This is a genomic window from Curtobacterium sp. MCBD17_040, from assembly GCF_003234805.2.
Classification (GTDB): domain Bacteria; phylum Actinomycetota; class Actinomycetes; order Actinomycetales; family Microbacteriaceae; genus Curtobacterium.
Genome location: NZ_CP126273.1, coordinates 2,266,603 through 2,278,811 on the forward strand (window position 1 = coordinate 2,266,603; position 12,209 = coordinate 2,278,811).

11 protein-coding genes and 1 tRNA gene are annotated in these 12,209 nt (G+C 73.0%); 1 reads left to right on the forward strand and 11 read right to left on the reverse strand.

Annotation, left to right across the window (positions count from 1 at the left end):
- Positions 1 to 71: 71 nt before the first annotated feature.
- From DEI94_RS10600 to DEI94_RS10640, 9 genes are all read right to left on the reverse strand, one after another.
- A tRNA-Thr gene (locus DEI94_RS10600) sits at positions 72 to 144 on the reverse strand.
- A gap of 44 nt (positions 145 to 188) precedes the next feature.
- Positions 189 to 815, reverse strand: a complete 627-nt coding sequence (locus DEI94_RS10605; RefSeq protein WP_111026217.1) for a TetR family transcriptional regulator — start codon at positions 813 to 815, stop codon at positions 189 to 191.
- A 61-nt stretch (positions 816 to 876) separates the two neighbouring features.
- On the reverse strand, positions 877 to 2,019 hold the full coding sequence (locus tag DEI94_RS10610) for a DNA polymerase III subunit delta' (protein ID WP_111026218.1): 1,143 nt from the start codon (positions 2,017 to 2,019) through the stop codon (positions 877 to 879).
- A 49-nt stretch (positions 2,020 to 2,068) separates the two neighbouring features.
- Positions 2,069 to 2,719, reverse strand: a complete 651-nt coding sequence (tmk, locus tag DEI94_RS10615) for a dTMP kinase (protein WP_111009484.1) — start codon at positions 2,717 to 2,719, stop codon at positions 2,069 to 2,071.
- On the reverse strand, positions 2,716 to 5,469 hold the full coding sequence (gene topA, locus DEI94_RS10620; protein ID WP_111026219.1) for a type I DNA topoisomerase: 2,754 nt from the start codon (positions 5,467 to 5,469) through the stop codon (positions 2,716 to 2,718). Before topA ends, tmk begins: the two co-directional genes overlap by 4 nt.
- A 546-nt stretch (positions 5,470 to 6,015) precedes the next feature.
- Entirely contained in the window at positions 6,016 to 6,357 is a 342-nt protein-coding gene (locus DEI94_RS10625; RefSeq protein ID WP_111026221.1) for a TadE family type IV pilus minor pilin, read from the reverse strand.
- Entirely contained in the window at positions 6,354 to 6,590 is a 237-nt protein-coding gene (locus DEI94_RS10630) for a DUF4244 domain-containing protein (RefSeq protein ID WP_111119254.1), read from the reverse strand. Before DEI94_RS10630 ends, DEI94_RS10625 begins: the two co-directional genes overlap by 4 nt.
- Positions 6,591 to 6,746: 156 nt before the next feature.
- Positions 6,747 to 7,706, reverse strand: a complete 960-nt coding sequence (locus tag DEI94_RS10635; RefSeq protein ID WP_111027007.1) for a type II secretion system F family protein — start codon at positions 7,704 to 7,706, stop codon at positions 6,747 to 6,749.
- Positions 7,703 to 8,764 (reverse strand): TadA family conjugal transfer-associated ATPase, encoded by a 1,062-nt coding sequence (locus DEI94_RS10640; RefSeq protein WP_111027008.1) that lies wholly within the window; start codon positions 8,762 to 8,764, stop codon positions 7,703 to 7,705. Before DEI94_RS10640 ends, DEI94_RS10635 begins: the two co-directional genes overlap by 4 nt.
- A gap of 629 nt (positions 8,765 to 9,393) precedes the next feature.
- Here DEI94_RS10640 and acs point away from each other — a divergent pair.
- Positions 9,394 to 11,340, forward strand: a complete 1,947-nt coding sequence (acs, locus tag DEI94_RS10645) for an acetate--CoA ligase (protein ID WP_111027009.1) — start codon at positions 9,394 to 9,396, stop codon at positions 11,338 to 11,340.
- A gap of 236 nt (positions 11,341 to 11,576) precedes the next feature.
- Here the strand turns inward: acs and DEI94_RS10650 are convergent, their stop codons facing one another.
- Positions 11,577 to 12,038 (reverse strand): RidA family protein, encoded by a 462-nt coding sequence (locus DEI94_RS10650; protein WP_258378023.1) that lies wholly within the window; start codon positions 12,036 to 12,038, stop codon positions 11,577 to 11,579.
- Entirely contained in the window at positions 12,035 to 12,193 is a 159-nt protein-coding gene (sp36, locus tag DEI94_RS10655; RefSeq protein ID WP_258368513.1) for a Sp36 family protein, read from the reverse strand. The genes DEI94_RS10650 and sp36 overlap by 4 nt, the downstream gene beginning before the upstream one ends.
- Positions 12,194 to 12,209 lie beyond the last annotated feature (16 nt).

Consider the following 12,209-nt stretch of genomic DNA (forward strand, 5'->3'; position numbering starts at 1 on the left):
GAAGCGCGCCGCGGACCACCGCTCACGACGAAGAGGCCCACACCCCGACGTGGGGATGTGGGCCTCGATCGAGCCGCCTGTCGGAATCGAACCGACGACCTATTCATTACGAGTGAATCGCTCTGCCGACTGAGCTAAGGCGGCGGACGCTCCGGATCCGGAGCGGCACGGGTGTCAACTGTAGCGGATCAGGCGGGTGTGCGCGAAACGAGCACGGCGAGGTCCGCGAACGCGGTCTCGATGCTGTCCACCAGGGTCGCGTCCTCGTCCGCCGACCACTGCGACCACGCCTGCCGCACCGCCGCGAGTGCGACCAACGCCACGAGCGTCGAGCGCCGAGCGAGCACGACCGGGTCGCCATCGGGGTGGTCACGCAGGAGCCGTCGTTCCACGACCGCCGAGAGCTGCGCCTGGAACTCCTTCATCGACGCCATGCGCTGACTGAAGAGCTGGGGGTGCTCCTTGAACAGGCGCTGCCGCTCCGGCAGCAGCTCGCGGTCGGCGATGAGTTCCTGCGTCGAGTGGATCAGGAGCGAGCCGACGTCCGACAGCAACGAGCCGGTCGGACCGCCAGCCGCGAACTCAACCAGGATCGCGTCGTCGGGTAATGAGGGATCGTCACCCTGGAGCGCTTGCTCCTTGTTCGGGAAGTAGTTGAAGAACGTGCGTGGCGAGACGTCGGCGCGCCGCGAGATCTCGTCGACGGTCACCGCGGCGAGGCCCTGCTCGAGCGCGATCCGGATCGCCGCCTGCTGGATGGCCAGATGGGTCGCCCGACGCTTGCGTTCGCGCAGGCCCGGCTCGGTGTCGCTCATCGTCTGATCATCCCAGAGGCGGTGCGGTCGGCGACGGTCGTCCGCCGAGGGCGTCCGTGCATCAGCGGACGGCCCGCGCGATCGTCACCATGAGCGCCTCCAGCGCCAGGAGCGCCGCCACGTTCGCGGCGATGCGGTCTCGGGCGAGGGCGACCGCGTCGAGCACCTCGAGCGCGGAGGCGGGAGGCACCGATGTGAGCGCACGATCGAGTTCCGCCTGCATTGACGCGTTCACGGGCTCGACGGGCGCGCCGAGACCGAGCAACAACAGGTCGCGGTACAGGGACATGACGTCGACGAGGATGCGGTCGAGGCCGTCGCGGAGGCTCCGGGTGGCGCGCCGCTTCTGGTCCTCCTCGAGCCCACGCAGCTGTCCGCGGAGCGCCGGCGGCACCGTCCCGCCCGGCTCCACGCCGAGCGACCGGAGCGCCGCGTCACGCTCCTCGGCGTCCTTCTCCTGGGTGATGGCCTTGGCGTCCTCGTCCGCCACGGCGAGCAGGTCGGCCGCGGCGACCACCGCGTCCCCGACACTCCGGACGGCGAGCACGGTCTCGAGGGTGCGGCGACGGCGGTCCCGCGCCTCGGCGCTCGTGGCCAGACGCTGCGCCATCCCGATGTGGCTCTGCGCCTGCCGGGCCGCGTCGACCGCGAGGGTGCGGTCGACGCCGGTGCGGGCGACGATGAGGTCGGCCACCGACGCGACGTCCGGGACCCGGAGGCGCACGGACCGCACCCGCGAGCGGATGGTCGGGATGAGGTCGGCCTCACTCGGGGCGCAGAGGATCCAGACCGTCCGCTCCGGGGGCTCCTCGAGCGCCTTGAGCAGGAGGTTCGAGGTGCGCTCGGTCATCCGGTCGGCGTCCTCGACGATCACGACGCGGTGCCGACCCACCGACGGCGCGTAGTGCGACCCCGTCACGAGCGAGCGGATCTCGTCGATGGTGATGATCACCCGTTGCGTCGACAGGACCGCGACGTCCGGGTGCGTCCGGGCGGTGACCTGCGTCAGGGCTCGGTCGTCGTCGGGGCCGTCACCCACGAGCGCCGCGGCGAACGCGAGCGCCACGTTCGACCGCCCGGAGCCGGGAGGCCCGGTGATGAGCCACGAGTGCGTCATGCTCCCGCTGCCTTCGGGGGCCTCGGCCGCCGCTCGGAGCGCGGCGACCGCGTCCGCCTGGCCGGTCAGCCCGTCCCACACGCTCACCGGGACACGCTCTCATCGGCCACCGACAGCGCGGAGCGATCGCGGGAGGTCACGCCGCCGCTCCGAGCACCTGCGCGACCCGAGCGCGCACCGCCCCCGCCAGTTCCTCCACGGGGCGTGTGGCGTCGAGCACGAGGAACCGGTCCGGCTCGGCTCGGGCCATGGCGAGGAAGGCGTCGCGCACCGCGGTGTGGAACGCGGTCGCCTCCGACTCGAGTCGGTCCAGCGTCCCCCGTGCGGCGGCCACCCGACGGCGGCCGACGACGGGGTCGAGGTCGAGCAGCACCGTCAGGTCCGGGGTCAGGCCGTCCGCGGCCCAGTCCGAGACCGCTCGGACCCGGTCGGCGCCGAGCGATCGCGCGACGCCCTGGTAGGCCACCGACGAGTCGATGTAGCGGTCCTGCACCACGACGTCGCCCCGGGCGAGCGCCGGCCGGACGACGGTCTCGACGTGGTGTGCCCGGTCGGCGGCGTAGAGCAGCGCCTCGGCCCGCGGGGCGACGTGCCCACGCTCGTGCAGGACCATCTCGCGGATGCGCTCGCCCAGCGCGGTGCCGCCCGGCTCGCGGGTGCGCACGACGGTCCGGCCACCCTCGGTCAGCCAGTCCTCGAGGAGGGCCGCCTGCGTGCTCTTGCCCGCGCCGTCGCCGCCCTCGAGGGTGATGAACCGTCCGCGGCCGGTCCGGCCCGACGCGCTCACTTCTTCTTGGTGGCGGGCTTCCGGGTGGCCTTGGCGCGGGGCTTCGCCGGGCCCTTCGCGCGCTTGTCCGCGAGCAGCTGGACCGCCCGGTCGAAGTCGACCGCCTCGACGTCCTCGCCGCGGGGGATGGTCGCGTTCGTCTCGCCGTCGGTGACGTACGGCCCGAAGCGGCCGTCCTTGACCCTGATCGGCTTGCCGCTCACCGGGTCCGCCTCGAACTCCTTGAGCGCGCTCGACGCTCGACGCGCGCCGTACTTCGGCTGTGCGAAGAGCTCGAGGGCCCCGGGCAGGTCGATGTCGAAGATGGCGTCCTCGCTCGGGAGCGTCCGCGTGTCGGCGGCCTTCTTGAGGTACGGGCCGTAGCGGCCGTTCTGCGCCGTGATCTCCTCGCCCGACTCCGGATCCGTCCCGACCACGCGCGGGAGGTCGAGCAGCTTGAGGGCGGTCTCGAGGTCGATGGTCTGCGGGTCCATCGACTTGAACAGCGAGGCCGTGCGCTCCTTCGGGGGCGCTGCCTTCTTCGTGGTGCGCTTCGGCGCCGTCGCGGTCGTCGTCGTGCCCTCGGCAGCGTCTGCCGCCGTCGACGCCCGGACCTCGCCGGTGGCCTGGTCGACCTCGGCCTCAGGTTCCGGCGTCCGCTCGGTCACGTAGGGCCCGAACCGGCCGTCCTTCGCCAGGACCTCCTTGCCGGTCGCGGGGTTGATGCCGACCACGCGGTCCCCCACGACGGGCGCCTCGATCAGCTCGCGCGCCTTCTCGGCCGTCAGCTCGTCGGGTGCGAGCTCCTCGGGCACGTTCACACGACGGGGCTGCTCGGGGTCGTCACTCGGCGCCTCGATGTAGGGGCCGTACTTGCCGATCCGCAGCGTCAGGTCCGGTGCGAGCTGGACGGAGTTGATCTCGCGCGCGTCGATCTCGCCGAGGTTGTCGATGACACCACGGAGGCCACGCTGGGCGTCGGTCCCGAAGTAGAAGCCGTTGAGCCAATCGACCCGGTCGGCCTCACCGTCGGCGATGCGGTCGAGGTCGCCCTCCATCTCGGCGGTGAAGTCGTACTCGACGAGGTCGTGGAAGTACTCCTCGAGCAGCCGGACGACGCTGAAGGCGATCCAGCTGGGAACGAGCGCACTGCCGCGCGGCGTGACGTACCCGCGGTCGACGATCGTCGACAGGATCGCGGCGTACGTGGACGGACGGCCGATGCCGAGCTCCTCGAGCGCCTTGACGAGGCTCGCCTCGGTGTACCGCGGCGGCGCCGACGTGTCGTGGCCCTTGGCCTCGATGTCCTCGACGCCGAGGTGGTCGCGCTCCGCCACCTGCGGGAGCGACGTGTCGGCCGCGTCGCTCGCGTCGTGCCGGTCCTCGTCACGACCCTCCTCGTAGGCGTTGAGGAACCCGCGGAAGGTGATGACCGTGCCCGACGCGGTGAACTCGGCGTCCGTCCCGCCCTGCGTGACCGCCAGCCCCTCGACGGCCTCGGGTGCGGCGATCCCGATCACCACGGAGGCCGTGGAGCCCTTGGCGTCGGCCATCTGCGATGCGACCGTCCGCTTCCAGATGAGGTCGTAGAGCTTCCAGTCGTTGCCGCGGAGCACGCCCTCCATCTGGCTGGGCGTCCGGAACGTGTCGCCCGCCGGCCGGATGGCCTCGTGGGCCTCTTGGGCGTTCTTGCTCTTGCCCGCGTACGTGCGTGGCTTGTCCGGGACGGTGTCCGAACCGTAGAGCTCGGCCGCCTGCTTGCGCGCGGCGGTGACGGCCTGCTGCGAGAGGGACGCGGAGTCGGTCCGCATGTAGGTGATGTGCCCGTTCTCGTACAGCGACTGGGCGACGCTCATGGTCTGCCGCGCGCTGAACCGCAGCTTGCGGGCTGCCTCTTGCTGGAGGGTCGACGTCGTGAAGGGCGCCGCGGGACGACGTGTGTACGGCTTGGACTCGACGCTGCGGACGACCGCATCGCCGGCCTGCTGGAGTACCGACGCGAGGCCGTTCGCCGAGGCCTCGTCGAGCCGGACGGCGTCCGAGGTGGCGTTGCCGCGGTCGTCGAAGTCACGGCCAGCGGCGACGCGGGTGCCGTTGAGCCGCGCGAGGCGGGCCGGGAACACCGACGCGTCCTTCGCGAACCGCGCGGTGAGATCCCAGTAGTTCACCGACACGAAGGCGAGCCGTTCGCGCTCGCGATCGACCACGAGCCGGGTGGCCGCCGACTGCACGCGGCCGGCGGACAGGCCCGGGCCGACCTTGCGCCACAGGACCGGGGAGACCTCGTACCCGTACAGGCGGTCCAGGATCCGGCGGGTCTCCTGCGCGTCGACGAGCGCGGTGTCGAGGTCTCGGGTGGCCTCCTTCGCGCGCTGGATGGCCTCCTTCGTGATCTCGTGGAACACCATGCGCTTGACGGGGACCTTCGGCTTGAGGACCTCGAGCAGGTGCCAGGCGATCGCTTCACCCTCGCGGTCCTCATCAGTGGCGAGGTAGAGCTCGTCGGCGTCCTTCAACGCGCGCTTGAGCTCGGTGACCGTCTTCTTCTTCGCGTCGGAGACGACGTAGTAGGGCTCGAACCCGTTCTCGACGTCGACGGAGAACTTGCCGAGCGAGCCCTTCTTCTTGTCGGCCGGGAGGTTCTTGGGCTCCACGAGGTCACGGATGTGACCGACGGATGCCTGGACCTCGTACCCGTCGCCGAGGTACTGGGCGATCGTCTTCGCCTTCGCGGGGCTCTCGACGATCACGAGCTTCTTCGTGCCTGGCACGTGACTCCTTGATCGAATGCTGCGGGCGGTCGTCGCGCGACGAGCGGCGCTCGAAGGACCGTGGGTGTCGGTGGGTGGCGGACCGACAGGCACACCATACACACACGACCGGCGGCTTCCGCCGCTCGCGTGCGCCGCTGTGTGGTGAGGCCGGGGTGCTGCCCGGGCGTCGTCCGGGGACGGCGGCGGGACCCGCACGTGCCGTCGCCGCCGTCGGGACGAGCGGTCCGACGGCCCGGAGGCGGACCGTCACCGTCGCGCCGTCGACGTCGCACCGTTCGACGTCCGTGCCCTCGGCGCGGGCGACGTGCGACACCGCGTCGCAGGGCGGTCCCGGAACGAGTCCGACGGCGGCGGCCGCGCCGGCGACCGCCGCCGAGTCCGCCGCGGTCGCGACGTGGAGGGCGTCCACGCCGCGCCGGATCCCGGCGAGCACCGCGGTCGACAGGAGGACCGTGGCGAGCACCGTGGCGACCAGCACGATCGTCACCGCGCCGCGGTCGTCCCGGGCGTCGGGATGCGCCGCTCGCGCCCGGGGTGGCCCGGTCATCGCCCGCCCGCTGCGGCACACCCGCGCGCCGACACCGCCACCGCGGGCATCGGTCCCATCCGACGATCCGCTCGGAGCACCGCGCACACGAGTCCGGACGGGAACTCGAACCGGACCGCGGCGCCTGGAGCGAGGGCACCGGCCGCGCCTGCAGCCGCCGCACCGTCCCCACGAGCCGCGGCGCGCGCCGCCACGGCCGCGGCGACCTGCATCCGGGCCTGCTCGCCGGCCAGCACCACACCGCCGAGCACGAGCCCCAGCACGACCGTGACGACGGGGAGCGCGACGGCGAACTCGACCGTCACCGATCCGCGCTCCCCACCGACCGGGGACGTCACAGCGAGAGCGCGTCGCTGATGATGCCACTGAGGAGGGACTGGACGGCCCCCGACCGCACCACTGCCACGAGCACCCCTGCGAACGCCACCGCCGCCAGCACCACCACCGCGTACTCCGCCGTGGCCGAGCCCCGCTCCCCCGCCGCCCGAGACCACCACCGCCCCCACCGCGTCGTCCGCCGGGCCAGAGCCCGCCGTGCGTCCCGCCGTGTCCGTCCCCCGTCGACCACCATCGTCGTTCCTCTCTGTCATGCACACATCGGTCATCCGGCACCCGGGCGGCCGTGTCGTCCGCCCGGGTCGACCGCGGGCCCCCGCCCGCGGTGTCGAATCTGATCATCGCGGCCCGGCGTCGTCGCCCACGTCGCCGTCGCCCGGCTTGTGGACGATCACGTGACGGCGGCGATGGTGGACGACGCGATGCCGACGACGACCGGGACGACGCCGACGAGGACGAACGCCGGCAGGACACACAGCCCCAGCGGCACGACGAGCTGGGCGTTCAACCGCTCCGCCGCAGCCAGACGGTCGGCGACCACGCGACGTCGGACGTCCAGTGCGCTCGTGCGGAGCAGCGCCGCCGCGGGCACGCCCGCCTCCGCAGCGACGGCCAGGGTCTCGGCGGCCGCGCGGGCCTCGGCGTCCGGAGGCGGCACGACCGACTCGGCGACCACCCGTTCGGCGGTCGACCACGCCGCACCGCCCGAGACCGCGATCGCCCAGGCCTCGAGGACGAGCCCCGGCACGGGCCCGTCCGGCCGGGCCCGACGGACGAGGGCGGCAGTCCAGGCCCTCGCGAGCGCCACCAGCCCGACGGCGACGACGATCGACGCCCAACCGAGCGGTGTCAGGAGGAGGAAGCGCAGCGCGTCCGCACCCGAGAGGAGCCCGAAGAGCACGCCCACCAGCGGCAGCGCGAGGACGATACGAGCACTCGCGCGTGGACCCGCGAGCGCCACCTCCACGGCACGTTCGCCCTCGGCGACGTCGCGGAACGCCGCGGCGGCCGCGCCGAGCGCCGGACCGGCGGGCGCGCCCATGCGCTCGGCGACCCGCCACATCGCGGCCACCTGCGCCCAGGCAGGACCGGGCAGCCTGGCGATCGCCGCGACGAGGTCCTCGCCGGCGTCGCACGCGACGACGAGCGGTGCGATCGCGGGTTCCCGCGCCGCAACGATGCGCCAGGCACGGCGCGGTGGGAGCCCGCCGCCCACCAACGCCGCGACCCGTTCGAGCACGCGCGCCGTGGCGGTGGCGACCTCCGCGGGACGGTCGGGCGGACGGGCCTCCCGGGTCAGACGCGAGGCGGCGACGGCGGAGGCCGCCGTCGCGTCATGCGGGCCGGTCACTGCGCCGCCGCCGTCGGCACCGTCTGACGGACGACCAGTCGGCCGCTTCCGTCGAGCGCCAGGGACGCGACCGCCTCGAGCCGCCGGGTCCCGGCGATCCGTCCGACGTGGAACACACGCTCGAACGCGCTGACGGCCTGCCGCGCGAGCGCGTCCGATCCGAGCCCGGCGAGCGCGCCGAGGGCCTCGAGCCGCGCGGGGACGTCCGCCACACCGTTCGCGTGCAGCGTGCCCGCGCCGCCGTCGTGTCCGGTGTTGAGGGCGCTCATGAGTTCCCGGACCTCGGCTCCGCGACACTCGCCGACGACGATCCGGTCCGGCCGCATCCGCAGGGCCTCGCGGATCAACCGGTCGAGCCCGATCGCGCCCGCACCCTCCGCGTTCGCCTGCCGGGCCTGCAGCGCGACGACGTGTGGGTGAGCGACGCGGAGTTCGGCGACGTCCTCGACCGTTAGGATGCGTTCGTGGTGCGGGACGAGTGCGAGCATCGCGCCGAGCAGGGTGGTCTTGCCGCTGCCGGTCGCTCCGCTGACGAGCACGTTCCGGCGCGCGCGCACGGCGTCCTCGACCTCGGTCCGGGCGACGCTGGCGAAGAACCCGGCCGCTTCGAGGTCCGACAGCCCGAGCTGCTCGGTGCTCGGCAGCCGGATGCTGATCGCGGTCCCGTGGTGGGCGACCGGACGGAGCACGACGTGCACGCGGATGCCGCCGACGTGGTGGACGTCCGCGCAGGGCGTGGACTCGTCGACGTGGCGACCGCCCAGCGCCACCAAGCGGACGGCGAGTTCCCGCGTCCGGGCCTCCGGGAGCACCATCCCCACCACGGATCGGAGTCGGATCCCGTCGTCGACCCAGACTCCGCGGCCACCGATCACCAGCACGTCGGTGATGTGCGGATCGGCGACGAGCGGGTAGAGCTCGTCGAAGTCGACGAGCCGGTCCGGACGGGGCCGGGAGTCGAGCAGCGGCCGTCCGTCGCTCGTCGTGGACGGAACGAACGGTGTCACGTCCTGCGTCCAGGCCACCCCGGGCGGACGCGGCGTCTCGGTGTCGTGCATGCCGCGGAACGGTACGCAGGCGCCGAGGGCGCCGATCGCTCGGCAGCGCCAGCGGTGGATGAATCCGAGGCGGCGCGACCTGTGGAGGAGGCATGTGATGCGCGCACCGACGAGACGCGATCTGTACCCCGTTGTGCAGGTGCGGTCCGCGCCCGCGGTCGTCGCGGCCCGGGTCGGGCGTACGGTGCCGCGAGGCACGACGAGCAGTGTCGACGACCGCTGTCGGTGCGAGGGTCAGCCGCTCGGCTCGGACGCGGATGGACCGCTGCGGCGACGTCCGCCGAGCCCCCAGACCGACCGTTCTGTGTACAGCGCGGCGATCGGGCGGCGTCCCGGGGGCCCACGGTCGCCCTCGACCGCGTCGACCCTCACCAGGAAGAGAAAGGGGCGGCACCAGTTGGGGGGAACGGGTGCCGCCAGACAACGGAGGATTGGGGGGAATCCCGACCGCTGCCCCCGGAAACGAGTCCGGTACCACCAGTGTACCCCACGACAGCACCGTCGTGGGCGCACCGCGACCGTTCCGAGGGCAGTCTGTCCGCACCGGCAGGATCGGACGCGTGACCGCCGTCGTCCGCGGTAGTGTCCCGAACAGCCACAACCCGTCGCGACGATGCGAAAGGACGCCGATGCCCACTCCCGCCGAGTCCCCGGTCACGCCCCACGACGGGTTCCCCCCGTCACCGGAGTTCTCCGCGACCGCGATCGCGCAGCCCGACGTGTACGACGCAGCACGAGAGGACCCGGCGGCGTTCTGGGCCCGACAGGCACACGAGCTCCTCACCTGGCGGACTCCGTTCGCGCGGACCGTCGACACCTCGGACTCACCGTTCGTCCGCTGGTTCGAGGACGGCACGCTCAACGTCGCCGAGAACTGCCTCGACCGGCACGTACGGGACGGGCACGGCGAGCGGGTCGCGATCCACTTCGAGGGCGAGCCGGGCGACCGACGGGACATCACCTACGCGGAACTGACCGACGAGGTCCGCCGCGCCGCGAACGCCCTCGAGTCCCTCGGCGTCGGGGTCGGCGACCGGGTCGTCGTGTACATGCCGCTCGTCCCCGAGGCCGTGGTGACGATGCTCGCGGTCGCCAGGATCGGCGCCGTGCACTCGGTGGTGTTCGGCGGCTTCAGCGCCGAGAGCCTCCGCGCCCGGATCGAGGACGCCGGCGCGAAGGTCGTCGTGACGGCCGACGGCGGCTGGCGGAAGGGCGCGGTCGCTCCGCTCAAGCCCGCGGTCGACGAAGCCCTCGCCGGCGCGGGGACCGGATCGGTCGAGCACGTCGTCGTGGTCCGCCGCGGCGGGAACGCGGTCGGGTGGCAGGACGATCGCGACGTGTGGTGGCACGACCTGGTACCGGGCGCCTCCCCGGAGCACGAGGCCCGGGCGTTCCCGGCGGAGCAGCCGCTGTTCATCCTGTACACGTCGGGCACCACGGGGCGCCCGAAGGGGATCGTCCACACGTCGGGCGGCTACCTGACCCAGGCGGCCTGGACGCACCGGAACGTGTTCGACATCCACGCTGACCGCGACGTCTACTGGTGCACGGCGGACATCGGCTGGATCACCGGCCACAGCTACGTCGTGTACGGCCCCCTGGCGAACGGCGTCACCCAGGTGCTGTACGAAGGCACCCCGGACGAACCGCGTCCCGGGCGCTGGTGGGACGTCGTCGACCGGTACGGGGTCACCGTCCTCTACACGGCACCCACCGCCGTCCGCGCGGCGATGAAGGCCGGGCGTGCGATCCCCGACGAGCGCGATCTCGGCTCGTTGCGGCTCCTCGGCTCGGTCGGCGAACCCATCAACCCGGAGGCCTGGCACTGGTTCCGGCAGGTCATCGGGCACGACCGCACGCCGGTCGTCGACACCTGGTGGCAGACGGAGACGGGCGCGATCATGGTGTCCGCCCTCCCCGGCGTGACGCGGTTGAAGCCCGGAGCCGCGCAGACGCCGATCCCCGGGATCAGCGCCGAGGTCGTCGACGACGACGGAGCGGTCGTGCCGCGAGGCGGGAGCGGCTACCTCACGATCACGGAGCCCTGGCCGTCGATGGCGCGGGGCATCTGGAACGACCCGGAGCGGTTCGTCGAGACCTACTGGTCGCGGTTCCCCGGCCGCTACTTCGCCGGTGACGGCGCACGGCTCGACGGCGAGGGTGACATCTGGCTGCTGGGCCGGGTGGACGACGTCATGAACGTGTCGGGGCATCGCCTCTCCACCGCCGAGATCGAGTCGGCGCTGGTCGAGCACCAGGCGGTCGCCGAGGCGGCCGTGGTCGGCGCCGCCGACCCGACCACCGGACAGGCGATCGTCGCCTTCGTCATCCTGCGGGCGTCCGCCGACGATGTCGACCGGGAGGCCGTGGCCGCGGAACTCCGCACCTTCGTCGCCACGCGGATCGGTGCGATCGCCCGCCCGCGTCAGGTCGTCGTCGTGCCGGAACTGCCGAAGACCCGGTCGGGCAAGATCATGCGGCGGCTGCTCCGCGACCTCGCGGAAGGACGGGGCGTCGGGGACACGACGACGCTGGCGGACGCCGACGTGATGCGACGGATCACGGAGTTGCTCTGAGGAACCGGTCGAGCCGGCCCGCGGAACCGGCACGGACCTCCCTGCTGCGGCGGGACCGCGAAGCGCACGCGTTGTCCGATCCACGACCGGATGGTGACGACGCGGCGCCCGCGCGGACGACGCTCTGACGAGCGGTCACCGCACCTGCGGCGATGCGCGGCGCCGTGGCCGGTCTCCCCCAACACACCGACCGGTCACGGCGTACCCGGCGTCGGTTCGCGGCGTCCCGGGCGGTGTCAGGCCGTGAGCTCGAGGACGAGCTCGATCTCGACGGGCGCGTCGAGCGGCAGCACCGCCACCCCGACGGCGCTGCGCGCGTGCACGCCGACGTCGCCGAACACCGCGCCGAGGAGGTCCGACGCGCCGTTGACGACGCCGGGCTGCCCGGTGAAGGACGGGTCGGAGGCGACGAACCCCGTCACCTTGACCACGCGAGCCACGCGGTCGAGCGACCCGATCGCGGCCCTCGCCGCGGCGAGGGCGTTGAGGGCGCACTGGCGTGCCTGGTCCCGGGCGACGTCCGCGGTGACCTGCGCGCCGACCTTGCCGCTGACCGGGAGCGCTCCGTCGACGAACGGCAGCTGCCCGGAGGTGTACACGAAGCCCTGGGCCACGACGGCGGGGACGTAGGACGCGACCGGGGCGGCGACCTCCGGCAGGGTGATGGCGAGTTCGGCCAGCCGCGCGTCGACGTTCACGCCGACGTCAGCGGACGCTTGAGGTACGCCACGAGCCCGCCCTCGGGACCCTGCACCACCTGCACCAGCTCCCAGCCGTCCTGGCCGAAGTTGTTCAGGATCGCCGTCGTGTTGTGGATGATCAACGGGGTGGTGAGGTACTCCCAGCGGGGCATGCGGCTCCTTGTCAGC